Annotated in this window: 18 protein-coding genes; 9 read left to right on the forward strand and 9 right to left on the reverse strand. The window is 70.4% G+C overall.

The features are described from left to right. Window positions 1–157: 157 nt before the first annotated feature. The 4 genes from ACSU6M_RS32160 to ACSU6M_RS32175 form a co-directional block, all read right to left on the reverse strand. Window positions 158–1,360 carry a cytochrome P450 family protein gene (locus ACSU6M_RS32160; RefSeq protein WP_437074534.1) on the reverse strand — a complete coding sequence of 401 codons (1,203 nt, stop codon included), beginning with the start codon at window positions 1,358–1,360 and terminating at the stop codon, window positions 158–160. A 245-nt stretch (window positions 1,361–1,605) separates the two neighbouring features. Further along, a complete protein-coding gene (locus tag ACSU6M_RS32165) occupies window positions 1,606–3,066 on the reverse strand; it encodes an FAD-dependent oxidoreductase (RefSeq protein WP_437074536.1) in 1,461 nt (486 codons plus the stop codon). 78 nt (window positions 3,067–3,144) lie between these two features. Continuing rightward, window positions 3,145–3,930 carry an ABC transporter permease gene (locus tag ACSU6M_RS32170; protein ID WP_437074538.1) on the reverse strand — a complete coding sequence of 262 codons (786 nt, stop codon included), beginning with the start codon at window positions 3,928–3,930 and terminating at the stop codon, window positions 3,145–3,147. Beyond that, complete coding sequence (locus tag ACSU6M_RS32175) at window positions 3,927–4,898, reverse strand: ATP-binding cassette domain-containing protein (protein ID WP_437074540.1); 972 nt, start codon at window positions 4,896–4,898, stop codon at window positions 3,927–3,929. Before ACSU6M_RS32175 ends, ACSU6M_RS32170 begins: the two co-directional genes overlap by 4 nt. Before the next feature lie 94 nt (window positions 4,899–4,992). Here ACSU6M_RS32175 and ACSU6M_RS32180 point away from each other — a divergent pair, with 94 nt between their 5' ends. Further along, entirely contained in the window at window positions 4,993–5,730 is a 738-nt protein-coding gene (locus ACSU6M_RS32180; protein WP_437074542.1) for a TetR/AcrR family transcriptional regulator, read from the forward strand. A 38-nt stretch (window positions 5,731–5,768) separates the two neighbouring features. On the opposite strand, the gene ACSU6M_RS32185 is transcribed toward ACSU6M_RS32180, so the two are convergent. Together ACSU6M_RS32185 and ACSU6M_RS32190 are read right to left on the reverse strand one after the other, a co-directional pair. Continuing rightward, a complete protein-coding gene (locus ACSU6M_RS32185) occupies window positions 5,769–6,773 on the reverse strand; it encodes a methyltransferase (protein WP_437074543.1) in 1,005 nt (334 codons plus the stop codon). A 13-nt stretch (window positions 6,774–6,786) separates the two neighbouring features. Beyond that, the gene (locus ACSU6M_RS32190) at window positions 6,787–7,743 is read right to left on the reverse strand and encodes an aromatase/cyclase (protein ID WP_437074545.1); all 957 of its coding nucleotides are present in this window, start codon (window positions 7,741–7,743) and stop codon (window positions 6,787–6,789) included. Between the two features lie 246 nt (window positions 7,744–7,989). Here ACSU6M_RS32190 and ACSU6M_RS32195 point away from each other — a divergent pair, with 246 nt between their 5' ends. The 4 genes from ACSU6M_RS32195 to ACSU6M_RS32210 all read left to right on the forward strand — a co-directional run bounded on the left by ACSU6M_RS32195 (window position 7,990) and on the right by ACSU6M_RS32210 (window position 11,844). After that, the gene (locus ACSU6M_RS32195; protein WP_437074546.1) at window positions 7,990–8,667 is read left to right on the forward strand and encodes a TcmI family type II polyketide cyclase; all 678 of its coding nucleotides are present in this window, start codon (window positions 7,990–7,992) and stop codon (window positions 8,665–8,667) included. Beyond that, window positions 8,664–9,869 (forward strand): cytochrome P450, encoded by a 1,206-nt coding sequence (locus ACSU6M_RS32200; protein ID WP_437074547.1) that lies wholly within the window; start codon window positions 8,664–8,666, stop codon window positions 9,867–9,869. The genes ACSU6M_RS32195 and ACSU6M_RS32200 overlap by 4 nt, the downstream gene beginning before the upstream one ends. A 189-nt stretch (window positions 9,870–10,058) precedes the next feature. After that, on the forward strand, window positions 10,059–10,763 hold the full coding sequence (locus tag ACSU6M_RS32205) for a Clp protease N-terminal domain-containing protein (protein WP_437074549.1): 705 nt from the start codon (window positions 10,059–10,061) through the stop codon (window positions 10,761–10,763). Window positions 10,764–11,103: 340 nt separating this feature from the next. Continuing rightward, window positions 11,104–11,844, forward strand: a complete 741-nt coding sequence (locus ACSU6M_RS32210) for a 3-oxoacyl-ACP reductase family protein (RefSeq protein WP_437074551.1) — start codon at window positions 11,104–11,106, stop codon at window positions 11,842–11,844. 431 nt (window positions 11,845–12,275) lie between these two features. On the opposite strand, the gene ACSU6M_RS32215 is transcribed toward ACSU6M_RS32210, so the two are convergent. Together ACSU6M_RS32215 and ACSU6M_RS32220 are read right to left on the reverse strand one after the other, a co-directional pair. Further along, window positions 12,276–13,727: an MFS transporter gene (locus tag ACSU6M_RS32215; RefSeq protein ID WP_437074552.1), complete on the reverse strand. Its 1,452-nt coding sequence runs from the start codon at window positions 13,725–13,727 to the stop codon at window positions 12,276–12,278. A gap of 58 nt (window positions 13,728–13,785) precedes the next feature. Next, window positions 13,786–14,433 carry an SGNH/GDSL hydrolase family protein gene (locus ACSU6M_RS32220; protein ID WP_437074553.1) on the reverse strand — a complete coding sequence of 216 codons (648 nt, stop codon included), beginning with the start codon at window positions 14,431–14,433 and terminating at the stop codon, window positions 13,786–13,788. A gap of 54 nt (window positions 14,434–14,487) precedes the next feature. Between ACSU6M_RS32220 and ACSU6M_RS32225 the strand changes: the two genes are divergently transcribed. From ACSU6M_RS32225 to ACSU6M_RS32235, 3 genes are all read left to right on the forward strand, one after another. Further along, window positions 14,488–15,108, forward strand: coding sequence for a TetR/AcrR family transcriptional regulator (locus ACSU6M_RS32225; RefSeq protein WP_437074555.1), 621 nt, complete (start codon window positions 14,488–14,490; stop codon window positions 15,106–15,108). Window positions 15,109–15,445: 337 nt separating this feature from the next. Further along, window positions 15,446–16,312, forward strand: coding sequence for a hypothetical protein (locus ACSU6M_RS32230; RefSeq protein ID WP_437074556.1), 867 nt, complete (start codon window positions 15,446–15,448; stop codon window positions 16,310–16,312). 214 nt (window positions 16,313–16,526) lie between these two features. Further along, a complete protein-coding gene (locus tag ACSU6M_RS32235; RefSeq protein WP_437074558.1) occupies window positions 16,527–17,555 on the forward strand; it encodes a hypothetical protein in 1,029 nt (342 codons plus the stop codon). A gap of 82 nt (window positions 17,556–17,637) precedes the next feature. On the opposite strand, the gene ACSU6M_RS32240 is transcribed toward ACSU6M_RS32235, so the two are convergent. Next, the gene (locus tag ACSU6M_RS32240) at window positions 17,638–18,027 is read right to left on the reverse strand and encodes a hypothetical protein (RefSeq protein WP_437074560.1); all 390 of its coding nucleotides are present in this window, start codon (window positions 18,025–18,027) and stop codon (window positions 17,638–17,640) included. Window positions 18,028–18,272: 245 nt separating this feature from the next. Here ACSU6M_RS32240 and ACSU6M_RS32245 point away from each other — a divergent pair, with 245 nt between their 5' ends. Continuing rightward, entirely contained in the window at window positions 18,273–19,508 is a 1,236-nt protein-coding gene (locus ACSU6M_RS32245; RefSeq protein WP_437074561.1) for an ATP-grasp domain-containing protein, read from the forward strand. The last annotated feature ends 9 nt before the right edge of the window (window positions 19,509–19,517 follow it).

Here is a 19,517-nt window from a genome sequence, read left to right on the forward strand (position 1 = left end):
CTCACCGAACGCACGCTGGAGGCAGTAATCGGCATGTGTATCTCTTTCCTGATAGCGGCCAGAAGGCTTGGTTTCCGCGAGATGGGTGGCCATGGACGCGGAGCCTTTTCCGGGCCCTTCGTCGATGGCGAGTGAGGGGAATCCTTCGATGCCGGTTTCAGGCATCGAAGGTGACCGGAAGTGATTCCAGTCCGCGGATCGTGAGGCTTCGCTGCCAGCGCAGTTGCTCGGGCGGCACGGCCAGTGCGAGACCGGGCAGCCTGCGCAGCAGCCCGTCGAACGCGATCCGGCCCTCCAGCCTGGCCAGCGGAGCGCCGAGGCAGAAGTGCGCACCCCGCCCGAACGCCACGTGCCCGTTGTCCGAGCGGGTGACGTCGAAAACGTCCGGTTCCTTGAACTTGTCCTGGTCCCGGTTGGCCGAGGCCAGCGACAGGAGCACCGGATAGCCCTTCTCGATGCGGGTGCCCGCGACCTCTATGGGCTCCAGGGGGAACCGCCATGTCGCCGTCTCGAAGGACCCGTCGTAGCGGAGCATCTCCTCCAGGGCCGCATCCACCAGCTCCGGTCGCTCGCGCAGCACGGCGAGCTGGTCGGGGTGGCGCAGCAGGGCGAGCGTGCCGTTGCCGATGAGATTGACGGTGGTCTCGAAGCCCCCGACCAGCAGCAGGGCCATCATCGACAGCAGTTCGGTCTCATCGAGCCGGTCGCCGTCGTCCCGCGCCGCGATCAGCGCGTCGACCAGGCCGTCGGCCGGCTCCTCACGGCGCTTCGCGACCAGCTCGGTGAGGTACTCCAGGAGGTCACGCAGCCCGACCGGCCGGGCGTCGTCGCTGCCGGCCTGTGCGGCGCCCGTGGTGTTCGTCCACCGGCGGAAGTCCTTCGTCCAGCGGCGGAACACGTCCTGGTCCGCCGAGGGCACTCCCAGCAGCTCGCAGATGACCGTGATGGCCAGCGGGAAGGCGAACTCGGTGACCAGGTCGACGCGTCCTCTCGGCACGATCTCGTCGAGCAGCCCGTCCGTGATCTGCTGCACCTGGCCGCGCAGGCCCTCGACACGACGGGCGGTGAAGGCGGTGGAGACCAGCCGGCGCAGCCGGGTGTGTTCGGGCGCGTCGGTGGTGAGCAGATGGGTCCCGAGGCCGGTCCGGTCCTCCAGCGGACGGCCCTTGCCCGCTTCCTGCCAGTCCAGTGGTGCGTTGCGCGGGTCCTTGCTCATTCTGGGATCGGACAGCAACCGCCGCACGTCTTCGTACCGGGTCACCAGCACTCCGTAAAGGCCCCGGCCTTCCATCACCTGCCGGACCGGCTCCTGCTCACGTAGCCAGGCGTACTGGGGATAAGGATCCTCGCCGAAATCCATCGTCCGCCTCCTCTGCTGTGGGAAAGCGTGGAATTTTTCAGATGGTCGAGCTGGACGGTGGTGACGCTCGGCATCTGTCTCTGTTTTCGAGGGGTCAAGAAATGACGGTGCGATGTTCGCGGGATCGCTTCGAGGCGAGTTCGTGTGTGGTTCGACCCAGGGCGCACGCGTCGGCCACGACAGCAGCATGCGGCCGGCACCGACCTCGTCGGCGCCGACCGCATGCCCGATGTGCGGATGTGGTGTCAGGTTCCCTGCTGCCGGCGGCACAGGATCCGGTCGAGTACGTCCCGCAGCCGCTGTGTGCCGGTCGCTGCCGCGTCCCGCGTGGTGACCGTACGCCAGCCGACGAAGCCGTCGGGACGCACGAGCACAGCGCCGTCCTCCTTGATGCCGGCGGCCTCGGCCCACCCTTCGACCGCGTGAGCCGTGATGCCCAGGGCGCGGGCGGCGTCCAGCCAGTGGTCGGCTGCCGTCCCGGTGATCAGTGTGAAGCCGTCCACCAGGTCGACGGTGGACCGTCCGTCCGGCAGCCAGCGGTGCGGCAGCCGGCTGCCCGGCGCTCCGTCGAGCGCGAGGTTCTCCATGTCCGTCAGCGGTTCGGGGTCGATCACCGCGGGTGAGTCGTACCGGTAACCGATCACGGGGATCATGATGCCGGCCATGCCGACGGCCGCCCGGTCGGCGGCCCGGCTCGCGTCGTTGTCCCAGTGCAGATCCCGGTTCTTGGCGCGGAGCACGGTCTGTTGCATGGTGAACAGCGCGACCGGCCGGCGCTCGGCCTCGTAGGTGTCGAGCAGGGCGTCCCCACCGGCGGCCAGTTTCCATGCCAGGTTGTGGCCGTCGGCGATCCCCACGTTGAGTCCGAGGCCGCCGACCGGCGGCACCACATGGGCCGCGTCGCCGACGAGGAAGACGTTGCCCTGCCGGAACCTGTCGGCCACCCGTGCCGTCGACGACCAGGGCAGCATGCTGATGATCTCCGGCTCGATGCCGGTGACCCCGGTGGCGTCCCGGATCTGCTGCTGGATCTGCTCGACGGGGGTGCTCGGATCGCCGTTCGGTATGTGGAAGACCCAGCGGCCGGTGTCGTCGACCTTGAGCAGGATGCCGGACGCCCGCTCGTTGCGCAGGAACGTCATGGAGAACGGCGGCGTCGGCAGCTCCGCGCGGAACAGCACGTTGAGCATGTGGGAGGTGCCGATCGCCCCCGGGCCGCTCACCCCGATGCCGAGCAACTCCCGGACGCGGCTGCGCACTCCGTCCGCGGCGATCACATAGTCACCCGTGACGGTCCTGCCGTCCGCCGTGGTGACGCCGCCGTCGGTAACGGCGACCACCTCGCTGCCGAAGTCGACCCGGCCGCCCAGCTCCCGCAGCCGCGCCAGCGCAGCCCGGTCGACGCGGTCCTGCGGGCAGCTGCCCAGCTTCGCCGGGCCGATCTCCGGCGGCTCGAACTTGGAGGTGACCGTAGTCAGTTCGGCCAGGCTCGACCCCGTCATCAGACCCCTGACGAGATTCTCCGTCTCGATCTCGACGCCGGCCTCGCGCAGGATCTCCGCCGACCGGTCGGTGATGCCGAACGCCCTCGGGTGGTCGTTGACCTGTGCCCGGCGCTCCAGCACATGAACCGAGACTCCCTGCCGGGCGAGGAAGACGGCGGTGCACAGCCCGACCGTGCCACCTCCGACGATCACGACACGCATGCTTGTCCCTCCGAATCCGAGTGTGAGACGCCCGCGGCTGACTGCCGCGGACTTGGACGTGTGGCTGTGCGGACGGACCTACAGTCCGGCGCGGGCGAAGCGGTGTGCCGACAGCGGCACGAAGACCACCAGCAGCAGGCCGGCCCACAGCAGGCTCGCGGTGACCGGGTGGGTGAGCGGCCAGGCGGCGCCCGGTGCGGGAGCGCCGGGGTTGCCGAACAACGTCCGCGCCGCCGTCGCCGTGCAGCTGAACGGGTTCCACTCGCAGATCACCCGTGGCCAGACCGGCATCCGGTCGGTGGGCACGAACGCGTTGGACACCAGGGTGAGGAGCAGGGGCAGCGGCGCCAGGCCGGCCGCGGTCCGCGCCGAACGCACCACCAGTCCGAGGTAGGTGCCGACCCACGCCAAGGTGTAACGGAACAGCAGCAGCAGGCCGATGCCGGCCAGCGTCGGCAGGGCGCCGTGGTGCGGCCGCCAGCCGACGGCGAGCCCGTACACCATCAGCACCGCCAGGCCGTACGCCCCGACGATCCCCTCCGCGCCGCTGTGGCCGAGGGGGACGGACAGCCGATGGGCGGGCAAGGACCGCAGGCGCTCCAGCATCCCGCGCGCCCGGTCCGCCGCCACCTCCACCATGGCCGTGGACAGCGCGGTCCCGGTGGTCGTCACGAACAGCCCCGGCATCATGTACTCGGGGTAGTTCGAGGCGCCCGGCACGCCGATCGCACTGCCCAGCACCCATCCGAACAGCACCACGAACAGGGTCGGCATCATCAGCATGCCGAGCAAGGTGCCGGGCTCGTGCCGCAGCCGGAGGAGCTTGCGCTGGGTCAGCGTCCAGCCGTCGGCCAGGAGGTTCATGCCACTGCCTCCGGCGCCGCGACCGGCGTCGTCGAGGCGATGTGCTGTCCGGTCAGGGACAGGAAGACATCCTCCAGGCTCGGCTCGCGGATGCCGACGCCGCGGACCACCGCGCCGGACGCGTCGAGTTCACGGACGATCTGCGGCAGGGGCGGCACGCGATCGACCGCGGCGACCACGATGTGCGGGCCGTCCGCCTCCGGGCGCCGACCGGTGAGCCGTTCCAGTGACGCCATGGCGTGGGGGAGATGGTCCGTGGATTCCACCACGACGTCGATATGACTGCCGATCAGGGATTTGAGCTGGGCCGGACTGCCTTCGGCGATGAGCTGGCCGCGGTCGATCACACCGACCGCCGAGGCGAGGTGGTCCACCTCCTCCAGATGCTGGGTGGTGAGCAGGACGGTGGTGCCGTCGGCCACCAGTTGGCGGACGCTCTGCCAGATCTCGCGGCGACTTCGGGGGTCGAGCCCGGTGGTCGGCTCGTCGAGGAGGAGCACCAGGGGAGCGCGTACCAGGCCGGCGATCAGGTGGAGGCGGCGCCGCATGCCTCGGGAGTAGGTGCCGACCAGCTGATCGCCCGCGTGGGCGAGGCCGAAGCGCTCCAGCAGTTCGTCCGCGCGCCGCCGGGCGCCGCGCACGCCCAGCCGTGACAGACGGCCGAAGATCCGCAGATTCTCACGGCCCGTCAGTCCGTCGTCGAGCGAGGCGTCCTGGCCGGCCAGTCCGATCACCTTCCGCACTTCCTCCGGCTCCCGGACCACATCGAATCCGGCGACCGCGGCCTGCCCGCCGCTGGGCCTGGTCAGGGTGCTCAGGATCCGCACGGTGGTGCTCTTGCCCGCGCCGTCCGGGCCGAGCAGGCCGTAGACACCGTGCGACGGCACCGCCAGGTCCAAGCCGTCCAGCGCGTCGACGCGCCCGAACCGCTTCCTCAGATCCTCGGCGTACATGATCGCGTCTTCCATGCATCAACCCCTAACCGAGTACGGCGTACGCGGTTGAACCTAACTAACTGAGTACGCCGTACGCAAGTGGCGTCGGACGCGTAGGATGGCTGCCGTGGCGGACTCGAAACAGATCATCTGGATGCGACCGGAAAAGCCCGCGCGCGGCCCGGCGCCGACGCACAGTCGTAGGCAGATCGCCGCGGTGGCCATCGAGATCGCGGACTCGGAAGGCATCGAAGCCGCGTCGGTGCGGAACATCGCCAAGAGACTCGGCACCGGCGCCATGACCCTCTACCGGTATCTTCCGACCAAGGAAGACCTGTACACGGTGATGATCGACGAGGCGACCGGCTTCGAGCCGCAGGAGTCCACCGGCGATCTGCGCGCGGATCTGACGACGTTGGCGCGCCGCCGTCGGCAGATCTTCCTGCGGCACCCCTGGCTCGCTCCGCTCCTCGCCACCCGTCCGATCATGGGCCCCAATCTGATGCGCGGTATGGAACGCGATCTGGCCCTTCTCGGCGGCTGCGGTCTGAGCATCGACGACACGGTCGAGGTACTCAGCCTGATCCACTCCTGGGTCAGCGGCGCGGTGCAGGCCGAGTTGACCGAGCGGGCGGCCGCGGACGAGTCCGGCGTCGACCGTCACGCCTGGCGGCTGCGGATGGAGCCGTACCTCACGTCCCTGCTGGCGACAGGGGAGTTCCCGTATCTCAGCAAGATGGTCCAGGCGTCCGAGATCAGTGAGGCCGACGACCGGTTCGAGAAGGGGCTGGCGATCATCCTCGACGGAGTCGAGGCCCGGTTCTCGGCGGGCGCCGAGCGCGACGGATCGCGCCCGGCCGAGTAGACGCACCGACCCCGGTCCGCCTTCGACAGGCGCGTCACTCAGCTGGGCGCACGCAGCTCGACGACGGAGTAGCGGCCGGCGGGCGTGACCGAGGCGATCCGAAGGCCGACGGTTCCCGCCAGTTCACCCAGCTGTTCCAGGGTGTGCTGCCGGCCGCCGAAGTAGCCGAGCATCCGCAGGTCGCCCTCCGTCTGCACGCTCCGGTCGTCGAAGTAGTCCACGACGAGCACCCGTCCGGTCGTCGACGCCGCGTCGGCGCACCGGCGCAGGATGCGGGCGGCCGACGCGTCGTCCCAGTTGTGCAGGATGCTCGACAGCAGATAGCCGTCCGCTCCGGCGGGCAGAGCGTCGAAGAAGCTGCCGGCCACGGCGTCGGCCCGGTGGTCGAGACCCGCCGCGGCGATGGCCTTCGCGGCACGCCGCACCGGTCCGGGCAGGTCGACGACCGTGCCGCGCAGGTCGGGATGGGTCCCCAGGATGGTGATCAGCATGCTGCCGTCGCCGCCGCCGACGTCGACGACATGCCGGAGGGCTCCCCACGGGTATGCCTCGGCCACGGCGGGCGCGTGCGCCGCGAGCCTGGCGCCCATCAGCGCGTCGAACGACTCGGCGCGCTCGTCGTCGGCCGACAGGTCCTCCCAGAACGGTATGCCGTACTGCTGCGGGAACGCCGGCTCGCCGGTGCGGACCGTATGCAGCAGATGGACGAGACTCAACTCGGCGTGACCCAGGGCTCCTTCGATGTCGAGCAGGGAACGCATCCCTTCGGGCTCGCCCTCACAGAGGTAGCGGCCCATGGTCGTCAGGTCGTAGGTGGCAGGTCCCGTGCTCGACAGCACGCCGGCGGTCACCAGATGGTCCATCAGGCGTCCCAGTGCGTCCTGGTCGGCATGGACGGCCTCGGCCAGCGCCTCGGTCGTCCGGGTGCCCGCGGCGATGTGGTCGGCCAGCCGCAAGGTCGCCGCCACCCGGACTGCCATCGGTGTCAGCAGATCCGCGGCTGCCCACAGCCCCCCGCCTCTGGCGGTCGTTCCCTCGGTCATGATCCCTCCTCGCTCAGCTGTTGTCCGTCGGGAAGCCGGCGCGTTCCTCCGCGAACGCCTTGGCGAGGCGGAGGTTGCTCATGCTGTTGCCGCTGAGCAGGCGCCGCAGGTACCGGCGCGCCTCATCGATCGTCGTCGCGCCGCCGAGCTGGGACAGCGCCGAGCGCTTGATCGTGCTGGTGTGCCGGGCCTCGGCGACGACGCCTTCCCGCGTCTCGGTGAACCGCCAGTGGCCCGTGTGCGCGTCGAGCATGGCGGGCAGCGAGATCTGCTTGTACACGATCAGACGGGACGGCAGGCAGATCCGCACCGAACGGACGGTGTGCGTACTGCCGTCCGGCCCCTTGGTGTCCATGTCGAAGAACTGGACGTTCGGCACGTCCTCGGTCATGGAGAGCCCCACCACGTGAGGGATGCGCTCGGGCCACAGGTCCGCCCGGTAGAGGTAGTCGTAGGCGTCCTCGACGGAACCGGCGATGAACAGCGGGTCGGTGAAGGACACCACCAGCTCGTCCAGTTCGGCACGTCGTTCCGCGGTGTCGCGCAGCGTGGCGAGGTGATCCTCGCTGTCCCGGCCGATCCTGTCGAGCAGGGGGCCGAGATCGGCGCCGGCCGGTGCGCCGACATGGTGATGCAGCTCCACCTGGGTCCGCTCCGGCCCGAGTTCGGCGAACACCCACTCGCCGCGGATCTCGGTGGCAGGGGTTTCGGCTTCCCAGTGCGTGAACGTGATGCGGCGCCCCGGCCGGTCCGTGCGGCGCACGGTCTTCCAGGTGCGGACGGCGGAATCACCGGCCAGCTCCCAGTACTGGACCAACTCCCCCTTCTCGTTGGTGTGGACCACTTCCGCGTGCACGGCGGACCGATGGAACTGCGGCCAACCGGCGACGTCCGCGACCAGATCGAACACCGTCCCCAGGTCGGCGTCGATGACCACCCCGCGGTCGACGTGCTGCTGCGTACTCGACACGACAAGACACCTCACAAGCGTCGTAGCGTCTGGAACCGTCGGCCCGACGATGTCCGTCACCGATCGACCTCGCTTCGAGGACCCTTCGAGATCGCCGCGCGGCCCCTCGCCACGGGCCCCGGCCGTTGATCCGGCGTCGATCCGGCGTCGAAGGCGCGGGCCCAGGCTTGCGGCGACCTGGAGACGCACCCGGCGAAGGCCCGCGGGGCGGCAACGGTCCCGACCCGCCTACCGTGAGGAGCGCATATGCCGAGCATCATCACTGTCGGCACGTTCGACAGTGCCAACGCCGCCGACGTGACCCGGATCCTGCGGGAGTTCGACGGCGAGGTCGCATCCGAACTGCCCCGGCTGCGCCGCAGACAGGTCTTCCACTACAGCGATCTCTACGTGCATATGCAGGACTGGGACGTCGACGACCCGGACGAGGCGTACCGCATCCTCACCACCGACCCCCGCTGCACGCGGCTGGACGAGCGCCTGTCGGCCTACTTCGGCGACTATGCCGCGGCAAAGGACTGGGACGGCCCGCACGACCAGTCGAGGGTCGAGCGCTTCTACCTGTGGCCGGCCGAGCGTCTGGACAAGGTGGAGCAGGCGTACAGCGCGGTGATCGTCAACAGGCAGCGGCAGGAACACATCCCCGAGGTGTCGCGGCTGTTCGCGGAGTCGGACGCGACCGACATCCCGCACAAGATGGGTACGCTGCGCCGCCAGCTCTGTCTGTGGCGTGGTGTCTACCTGCACATCCAGGACTTCGCCGAACCCGACAGCATCAAGGTGATCAGCGAGGTGTGGACGGAGGGGGACCCCCGCTTCCTCCAGCTCGTCGACGACCTCACACAGGTCATTCCCCCGTACGACCCGGAAGGCAATTCGTTGGCCACCCGTTTCTACCACTGGGCTGCAGAGGTGTCCGCATGACCACGCTCCCGACCCACCCCATTCGACGGCAGCTCCCCGGCGTCCTGCCGGCCGAGTACGAGACGCTGCGAGAACGAGGCATCGGCCAGGTGCAACTGCCCACCGGCAAACTGGTGTGGATGGTGGTGCGGCCCGAATACGCCCGGATCGTGCTCTCCGACCCGCGGTTCAGCTCGGACAAGACGGACGACCGCTTTCCGAAGCTGACACCCAACTCGCTGAAGAAGTTGAAGTACTGCGCACCGTTCATGATCAATCTGGACGGTCCGGAGCACCTGGAGAAGAAGAAGTCGATCATCCAGGAATTCTCCCCGGCAGGGCTCGCCCGCCTGCTGCCGCGTCTGCGGGTCGCCACCGAGGAGATCGTCGACGCGATGCTGGGGCAGGAGACGAAACCGGTCGACATGGTGGCGGAGCTGTCGTTCCCCATCGCCTGGCGGCTGCAGGAGATGTTCCTCGGTGTCCCCGCGGCCGAGCTGCGGACGATGCGGGACAACGTCTGGAAGCTGCTGCTGGGCACCTCCACCGAGGCCGAGGAGAAGGAAGCGGCCGCGCGTCTGAACCAGCACGCGGAAGACGTCCTGAAGGAAAAGGCCCGCCATCTCGGCGACGACATGATGAGCCGCCTGATCGTGCAGGAGCAGGAGAAGCACGGCGAGGTCGACTGGTACGAACTCGCGCCCCTGCTGCTCTCCAACGCCCAGGGCATCCACAACTCGGTGTCCACGATGATCTCGCTGGGCGTCCTCACCCTGCTGACCCACCCGCAGGAGCGGGCGACGCTGCTTGCCCAGCCGGACCGGATGGCGGTCGCGGTGGACGAGATGCTCCGGTACTTCTCCGTCAACGACGGCACCCCCATGCGGCTGGCCACGGAGGACGTGCTCATCGGCGATACGTGGGTCAGGGCCGGCGACGGCCTGGCAGTGCCGACGCTGCCCGTCAACCGCGACCCGTCGGTGTGCCCGTATCCCCATCGGCTCGACCTCATGCGGGAAAAGCCCGCCCGGCACATGGCGTTCGGGCACGGGCCGCACAAGTGCCCGGCGGACCGCTTGGTGCCGGAGCTGCTGGAGATCGTCTACCAGACGCTGTTCGAGCGGGCCCCGACGCTCGCGCTGGCCGTGCCCGAGGCGGAACTCACGTACAAGTACCACTCCATCCAGGCGTTCGGTCCGGCTGAAATGCCGGTCACCTGGTAGGACTCCCCGGTCACCTGCCAGGACTCCCCGGTCGCCTGGCAGGACTCCCGGCCGCCGCACCCGTGTCCCCCAGCGGGTGCGGCGGCCGGGCCGTCGCCGAGGCGGTCGGCTTCCCGCTGCGAGAGCTACCCGAGAGGAGGTGACAACCTGAGGTTGACAGTGAAGGACTGACAACCTAAGGTTGACACCATGATGCAGACGACTCCGCCGGTCAGGCTCGACGAGCTGATCACGGCGATCACCGAAAAGCACACCGACGCCCTCGACCAGCTGGCCGGCGCGGTCCAACTGGCGGACCACATCGGCGAGATCGCCGACCATCTCATCGGTCACTTCGTCGACCAGGCCCGTCGCTCCGGCGCCTCCTGGACCGACATCGGCCGCAGCATGGGCGTCACCCGGCAGGCAGCCCAGAAGCGGTTCGTCGGCAAGCCCGAGGCCAAGCCGTCGAACGCCTTCGAGAAGTTCTCCCAGGCGGCACGCAGCGCCGTCATCGCCGGCATGAACGAGGCCAAGCAGGCCGGCAACGCCGAGATCGTCCCCGCCCATCTCGTCCTCGGTCTGCTCGCCACCGACGGCACCGCGGCCGACGCCCTGCGCGGCCAGGGCGTGGACCTCGGCCGGGCGCGGGACACGCTCGTGGCGACCCTGCCGGCGCGCAGCGACGCCGACCCGGCGCTGATTCCCTTCGACACCCACGCGAAGAAGGCGCTCGAACTGGCGTCGCGGGTGGCGCTGCGCCTGGACGAGGACACGGTCGGCACCGGCCATGTCCTGCTGGCGCTGCTGGAGGAGGAGAACGGCTCCGGAGTGCTGTCCGCGCTGGGTGTCGACGCGGCGGCGGCCGAGGCGTTCGTCGCGGACGCCACCGACGAGTCGGCCGTCGACGCGTAGCGGAACCGGCGGAGCCCGCCCACAGGCGCCGGCCTGACAGCGGCGCGTTCCGCAAGGGCACGGGACCTCCGGGCGAGGCGGAGCCTGCGGAAGGTGACACCTCGCCCGGAGGTCCCGTGCCCCTCCCGCGCCGACACCACTGACCCGAACACGGGCCGGTGCCCGCCTTGTTCAACCGTCCTGGGTGTGACGTTGGCCCGGCCTCTCGCGGTCTGTCACCCCCTTCCGTCCCCCGTGCATCTCGGAGTGGTGTGATGGCTTTCCACCGGACGCAGATCCTCGACCGTCGGCCTGCACAGAAGGCATGTCCGGCCGGCGCCCGTACCGGAGCGCGGGTCTGATGGCCGCGTCTGGCACCGACGGGCGCGTCGCCCTCGTCACCGGCGCGTCGGGGGCCCTCGGCGCAGCGGTGGCACGTCTTCTCGACCGCCGTGGCTACCGCCTGGCGTTGCACTACGCCACCGGGGAGGACCGGGCCCGCGAGGTCGCTGCCGAACTCGGCGGGCCGAGCACCGTCGTCCAGGCGGATGTCGCCGACTGGGCTGCCACACAGGACATGATGGACCGGGTGCGCGCCGAACTGGGCGGCATCGGCGTGCTCGTCAACGCGGGCGCGATCCGCCGGGACGGTCTCCTGGTCACCCAGTCCGTCGACGACTGGACGCAGACCATCGCCGTCAATCTGATCGGCACCTTCCACACCTGCCGGGCGGCGCTCCCGGACATGGTGCGGGCCCGCTGGGGACGCATCATCAACGTCGTCTCGCCCGCCGGACTCCTCGGCAGCCGGGGCCAGACGGCGTACTCGGCGGCCAAGGCCGGCGTCATCGGGATGACCCGGAGCCTGGCCCTGGAGTGCGGGCGGTACAAGGTGACCGTCAACGCGCTGTCGCCCGGGCTCATGGCGACCCCGCTCACCGAGGACGTGCCGCCCGAGGTCGGCGCCGCGCTCCTGGCCCGGACCGCGTTCGGCCGCATGGGCACGCCCGACGAGGTGGCCCGCGGCGTCGAACTGCTGCTGGACGCCGACTACATGACCGGTCAGGTGCTGTCCATCGACGGCGGCATGTCGATCTCGTGACGACGTGACGGACGGCCTCGCCGCGGGAACCGGCGGCGCGGATCGGGGAGCATCCGCCGGCCCCGGAGTCGTGGTCCCGCACGGGGCCCACCGGTGCCGGCAAGCCCGCGGTGCGGGCGGGCCGCTCGTCTAGCGGTGCTCGGTCACCTCTCTGTCGCCACCGGCGACGCTTCCCTCATGCATGGTGAACTCGAACGACCCACATCCGGCACATCGCCGGTCCCGTCCCCGGGTCAGCTGCCCCTCCTGCTCGCCTGTGCCCTGTTCACCCGAGATGCGACATCGACGGCCGCCCGCCTCCTCGGCCTCTCCCCGGCCCCCGCCGCATCCCCGTCCCCGGACTCGTCCCCGTACAGCCGCGCCCTCGGCGTCTGAGCGGGAGGGCGGTACGCCGGGTTCTGTTCCCGGCGCTCGCCTCCTCGCCTCCCCCGTCAGCCGGGCCGGCCGGCGGGCAGCAGGCGGACCAGCACCGCCGCGGCGATGGCCGCGGTCATAGTCGCGAGGGAGGCCACGGCGAGGGCGTGGCCGGCCGCCTCGGCCGGGTCACCGGTGGGGTGGCCGAGAACGGTGAAGAACACCGCGCCGATCACGGCGACCCCCAAGGCGCCGCCGATCTGCTGGGACGTGGACAGCACGCCGGAGGCGGTGCCCGCGTCCGCGGGCGCGATACGCGCCAGGACGGTGTTCATCGCGGGCGTGATCAGGAGCCCGCCTCCGACGCTCTGCAGCATGAGCGTCGGGACGATCACCCCAGGGGTGAAGGGCGCTCCGCCGAGCAGCACGATCGCGGTGGCGGCGTAACCGGCGACGAGGGCCAGCGCGCCGGCCTCCAGGACGCGGCGGCCGTACCGTGGCACCAGCCGGCCGGCGATCATGCTGAAGGTGAAGAAGGTGACCGCGGCCGGGGTGTACGTGAGCCCCGCGCCGAGCGCCGACAGTCCGAGCCCGTCCTGGAGGGAGATCGACAGTACGAGGTAATAGGACGTCACCACCGTGTAGAGAGCCAGGATCAGCAGGATGCCCACGCCGAAGGTGCGGGTGCGGAACAGTGAGACCCGTACCAGGGGATCGCCTCCCAGGTCGCCGGTCCGCTTCTCGATCACCGCGAAGGCACCGAACCCGAGTGCCCCGGCGGCCAGGCAGACCCAGGTCCACGACGGCCATCCCTCCTGGCGCCCCTGGATGAGCGGGAAGACGAGCAGGAACAGGGCGACGCTGAGCACGAGGACACCGGGGATGTCCAGCCGCCGGCCGCCGGTCGCGCGGGACGCGGGCAGCCACCGGGCGGCCGTCCAGATGGTCGCCGCCCCGATCGGGACGTTGATCCAGAACACCGGCCGCCAGGTGGAGCCGAAGAGATCGGCGCCGATGAGCAGGCCGCCGATGAGCTGCCCGCCGATGGTGGCGAGACCGAGGACGACGCCGAGCACGCCGAAGACGCGGTGCCGGCTGCGCGCCGGGACCAGAACCGTGACGGAGGCGAACACCTGCGGCAGCATCACGGCTGCCCCGAGGCCCTGGACGAGCCGGGCGACGACGAGGACGGCCGCGGTCGGAGCCGCCGCGCACGCCGCCGACGCCGCGGTGAACACGGCCATGCCGGTGATGAACATGCGCCGCCGCCCGTACAGGTCGCCCAGGCGTCCGCCGGTGATGAGGAACACCGCATAGGTGAGCTGATAGCCCACCAGGATCCATTGCAGCTCCCCGGCGGAGGCGCCGAGTCCGGACTGGATCGAGGGCCCGGCGACGATGACGATGAAGGCGTCGAGGGTCGCCATGAACGCGCCGACCAGAACGACGGACACGGCGGGCCAGGGCACGGCGGGGGACTGCTCCGCCCCGGCGCGGGCGCGGTCCGCGGACGCTTCGACGCCGCTCACGCCCGGTCCCCTCGCGCCGCCAGCACCCCGGCGAGCCCTTGGACGACTTCCGCGGCCATCACCGCCTGGCCCGCCGCGCGAAGTGGATGCCGTCCGCGCTCACCAGGTCGGGCCGGTCGTTGACCGGGTGGTCCCACATGTCGACCAGCACGGCACCGTAGGCCCGCGCCAGGTTCCGGGTGAGCGCGTTGACCGTGCGGATCCGTTCGTCCCAGTCGGCGAAGGCCGGAACCCGGAACGCCCAGCCGAGCGTGAACACGGTCAGCTGCGCTCCGGTCGCCGCGGCGGCGTCGTAGACACGTCGCATGGTGCGTTCGATCAGCGCGTAGTCGGGATCCCGGCGGAACAGGTCGTTCGCGCCGCAGGGTACGTGGACCAGGTCCGGGCGGAAGGCGGCGAGCCGCCCCGTCTGTGCCTCGAGGGTCCGCGCGGTCGTCGCACCGGTCTCGGCGATGTTCAGGTACGCCAGGTCCGGGTGGATCCGCCGCAGTACGTCGGCGACGCGGTCGGCCCAGCCGCCGGCGGCGTATCCGGGGCGGGGGTCGCCGGTCCCGGCCGAGAGGCTGTCGCCGATCACGGCGAACCGGCGCCAAGGGGCGCCGGCGAGCAGCGCGGCGGCGCGGTCCCGCGGCAGGCAGTAGGGGTCGGATTCCTCGGTCGGAGGAGGGGGCGTCGGAGAGGAGGTCGTCGAAGTCGTCGAAGTCACAAACAAAACGTACGACCGTTCGTGCATATTCTTCAAGTGTGGCAGGATGGAGCCATGAACGAGCTCCAGGAGTCCCCGGAACGTACGGACCTCCGCCTGGTCCGCGGGGAGCGGACCCGTAAGCTGATCACCCGTCACGCCGCCGACGTCGCCTCCCTGGAGGGCCTGTCCGGCCTCAGCATCGGCCGCCTCGCCACCGATCTCGGCCTGAGCAAGAGCGGGGTGGCGACCCTGTTCGGGACGAAGGAGAAACTCCAGCTCGCCACCGTCGAGGCGGCCCGCGAGGCGTTCCTCGACGAAGTGGTGCGCCCCGTCGCGGCCACCCCGCGGGGCGCCGAGCGGCTGCGCGCCCTGACGGAACGCTGGATCGCCTACGCGAGCGCGCCACTGTTCCCGGGCGGCTGCTTCTGGGCGGCGAACCTCCCCGACTTCGACAGCCGCCCCGGCCCCGTACGCGACGCGCTCGTGCAGCAGCACGAGGCATGGCTGTCCCTGCTCGCCGACGAGCTGCGCCACGCCGCCGGCGCGCAGCAGATCGCCGCCGCCGACGCCGACCTCACCGCGTTCCAGCTCAACGCGGTACTCCACGCCACGAACACCGCCCTGCGGCTCGGCGACACCCAGGCGGCGGACAAGGCCCGACGCATCGTCGACGGCCTGCTGACCACCGCCTGACGACCGCGGCTGCGCGGACCGGGGACGCAACGTCGACCGCACCGTCCTGCTGTGACTGAGCACTGCATCTGTCCAGTGAGCACTGGACTTGTCGCGTGCGTTCACGTTGGCGGGCAGGGCAGCCCTGCCGAGTCTGAGCGCGTAGGGGTCCCGCGCGCGATGAGGGGCACCGAAAGAGGTTGTCACGGGGGCGTACGTCGACGATGATCACCCCATGACCACCAGAAAGGGCCATGCCTTCTAAGCGGCCCGCTTCGCTCTCCACCACTCGCGCACCGCCGACCGCCGCTCACCGCAGCGCCCGAACGCCGTGACCGCCCACCAGGAGAGCCCGCCCATGCAGAAGACTGCCCTCGTTCCGTACGCCCATCTCCCCCGAGCCCACCACGACCGCCACGTCCTGACCAGTACCGTCGATGTCTTCGGCACCGCCCACTGGCTCCTCGCCGACCGCGCTCCCCAGCCTGGCGGCGATGTCCTGCCCTTCGACGCGCTGGCCGTCTCCGTCCATCCGGGCGGCGACGTCGAACTCACCGAGCTGAGCGCCGTGCGAGCCCGCTGGCCGCACCTGGACCGCCTGCCCGACGGCGGGTTCGTCGTCGCAGCATCCCGCGCCCGCCGATATGAGGACGCGGACCAGGTCCAGGTCTTCGACGCGCTCGGCCGCGAGACCTCGTCCTTCTCCGTCGGGGACGCCATCGAGCACCTGCTCGTGGACGAGGCCGGCCACATCTGGGTCGGGCACTTCGACGAGAATCCGGCCGGGATCCGCCGCTGGAGCCCCACAGGCCACCTCTACTGGACGTCAGACGGCGCAAGCATCCCCGGTCTCTTCGACTGCTACGCACTGAACGTGTCGGGCACCACCGCCTGGGCGTGCCCGTACACGGACTTCCCGCTTGTGGAGATACGCCCAGGCCGCATCGACCGGCCCGTGAAGGTGTGGGCGAACCGCGTCCGGGGCGCCAAGGCGGTGGCCGTCCACGGCGAGCGGGTCGCCTTCTACGGCGGCTACGGCGAGGAGCGGGACCGGCTCGCCCACGGAGAGGTCACCGAAACATCCGTCGAACCAACGCACGTCGGCCTGCTCACCCTGCCCGACGGACCCCTCCCCGGCCGCCGCCGGGTCGTCGGCCGAGGAAGCAGGATCTACGTTCAGGCCCAACCGTTCACCGCGTGGGGAGTATTCGACCTCAGCATCTGAACACCCAGTACTGAGACCACATCCCCCGGTTGCCGACCATCCGACGGCCAATCGCGATGGATGGCCCGCGTGAGAGTGGCAGGACGCCTGCCGAGCTGGGGGTTTCTGGGTTCACGATGGTCTGCGGCGTGCAGCGCACTGGCTGCCAGGTGGCTTCGCGTCGTCCGGATCGCACGTGATCCAATCTCTGTGCATTCGACGGGGGTGGTGTGGCGTGAGGGATTGGCGGACCGATCCGACGTTCGCGATGTGCCGGGCTCTGGTGGACGGAGCGGATCTGGCGTCGTTCGCGGGAGGCCCGTTCGATGTGCGGGTAGTGCTGGCTGGCATCGAGTCCGGGGCCTACAGCAGGTCGCTCCTCGACGCAGTCCCGTGGGGGAACTTCCCTCAAGGCGATGACGTCCGGAAAGCCGTTCACCTGCTGCAAACCGGCGAGGACCCGAGCCGCGCGACGCACGTGCTGGGGGGCCTGTGCGCCAACGACAGCCGGGCCGCCGCCGCCCTCGCCGTACCGTTCCTGATCCGCATCGCCACCGATGCCCACCATGCACACCGTGCCGCCGCCCTCGCCGTACTCTCCGACCCGGCCCGCGCCCGGCACTTCGGCGTTGCTTCCCGCGATGAACTCCTGCTGCATCGCACCGATCCTCAGCGCCACGCTGCCGAGGACTACGACGACTACGGCGTCGAGGTGACCGGTTACCCGGCCGGCTGGTCGGTGGCCGCCGCCCGAGCCGCGATCACCGCCCACACCCCCGCGCTCCTACCCCTCCTCGGCGACTCTGACCCCACCGTCCGCGTCGATGCCGCCTACGCCCTGGCGACCGCCGCCGACCCTGACCACACCATCCGCGCCGCCCTGGCCGATGGGTACGCCGCGCAGCGTGACGCCATGGTCCGCGCCGCCCTGCTCCTGGCCACCGCCGAGATCACCCGGGCCCATCCGCACCCCCCGACCGTCACATGGCTGTGTGAGCGGTGGCACGACCGGGCGGAGGTCCCCGAAGCCCGCCTGGCGGCTGCGATCGGATGGCTCTGTCTTACCGACGCCCCCGCACCCGAGGAGCTCCGCCGGACCGTCGACGCCCTCGCCGACGACGAACGCGCACACGCTATGGAAGCCCTGCCGTGGATGCACGCCGCCTCCGGAAGCAATGAACCAGGACTTCTACGCTGCAAGCGCTGCATGCTCCACCCAGAAGACCCCGACCCCGAAGCGATCTTCTGGGACTCCGTGTTCTGAGTAATCGCGCTGCGGTTGTACATCGGAATTGTCCATCGGTACCACCTCCGGTGCACAGTCACACCTGCGGCACCCGGCCCCGTCAGGCGTCGGGGTCGACTTCGGGGTGCGTGAACCGCACGGGCTTGCCCAGCGACCGGGCGTAGGCGATTTCGGCGCGGGTGCTGTCTCCGATGTAGTCGCCGACCACGAGCACCTCGTCGGCGAGCCGGATCTTCGCCCGATGCAGATCGTCGAGCCGAACCTTCAGAGCCGCGGCCTCGACGGGATCGGACCAGAGTTCGTGCGGCGACTTCAGGTCGCAGCCCGGTTTGACGACGATCCTTCCGGCTTCGGTCTCCCGCAGATCCGCCTCGTTCATCTCGGTCATGAAGCGGGTGGAGCCGCAGATCGCGACGATACGCGGCAGGTCCAGCAGCCGCTTCGCGTCGGCGAGTTTCTCCTCGGGGGTGAGCGGGTGCGGGGATGTCACCGGTTCCTCCTGGTGGTGTGGTCCAAGGCGTGCCTGCGGGGGAACGAGGGTGTCCGCCGGCCGGCCGAGCCTCTCACGCGCAGCCGTGTCCCGGTCCCCGAGCGACCGGGCCCGGCTGGAGCTTGCTACAGCGGCAGCCGTGAATTCGCCTTCCCGGTCTGGCGGTTACGTTCATGGCCTCCGCTCCGGCGGGTGCGGTCTACTGCCCGAGGTGCCCAAGGCCCCGACGAGAGAAGTGAGTCGACATGCGGCGCATCGCCTTCCTCCGGTCCGTCGACATCCAGCGCGCCGACCCCTACATCCAGGGCATCGCCCCCGCCCTCGCGCAGCTCGGCGCCGAGGCCCGCCTCTTCCACACCGACGGCGAGTGCGGCCCGGACATGTTCCCGGGGACGAGCGAGCGGCTGGCCCCCGACACGACACCGGACGAGTTCGTCGACCGCGTCCTCGCCTGGGGCGCCGACGCCGCCGTGGCGATCTCCCTGCCGGACGAGAACGCCCTGCGGGACGCCGTGGTGAAGACCAAGCTGGAAGCCCTCGGCATCCGCACCGTCATGACCCCTCTCGCCGCCACGCGTGTGCTGTGCGACAAGTGGGAGACCAAACGGGTCCTTCAGGCGTACGGCATTCCCACCCCGCCCGCCGTGCTGCTCGACAGCGACCTGCTCAGCGAGCGGACGCTGCCCGTCCCCGCCTACCCGGACGCCGTGCGCCTCGCCGCCCAGGACCTCGGATTCCCGCTGCTGTCCAAGCTGTGGGACTCCACCAGCATGGGCATCGAGTTCATCGCGGACCCGGCCGCCCTCGACCGCCACCTCGCCGCCCGGCCCGCGGCCCACGCCGTACTGGAGAAGGCCGTCGCCGGGCGGCTCTGCTCGGTCGACATCGTCGGCGCCGGCGGGCACTACACCGTGATGCCGCTGCTGTGGACCGGCACCGCCGGAGGCCCACCCCTGTTCACGTTCGAGGATGTGCGGTACGTGGACCCCACCCGCGACGACGACTTCGCGCCCACCGCCTGGCGACTGGTCCAGCTGTGCACGGACCTCGGCGTCGAGGGGTCCGTCAACGTCGACATGATCCACGCCGACGGCGTCTACCACGTCCTGGAGATCAACCCCCGCATCGGCGGCGCCACCACCCTGTCCGTCGCCGCGTCCGGCCTCAACACCTTCGTCGCCCTGCTGGACATCCTCACCGGCACCTGGCCGGGCCGGTCCCGGCCCACGGCACCGGCCGAACGCTTCGCCGTCGAGTGCCTCACCGCCAACCCCACCCCGGAACTGCTCGCCGACCTGCGCGCCCGCATCGACGTGGTCACCTGGCACGACCTGATCATCGACGGCCACGACTTCGGAGGCATGCTCGCGTTCACCGTGAACCGCGGCGACGAACAGCGCGTGCTGAAGGAACTCACAGCACTGCCCGGCTTGATCACCGCCCCCAGGCTCGACCGGATCCGGAGCCTGCTCAGCCCGTGAGGGCACGTC

The sequence above is a fragment of the Streptomyces sp. enrichment culture genome, assembly GCF_964272895.1.
Taxonomy (GTDB): Bacteria; Actinomycetota; Actinomycetes; order Streptomycetales; family Streptomycetaceae; genus Streptomyces.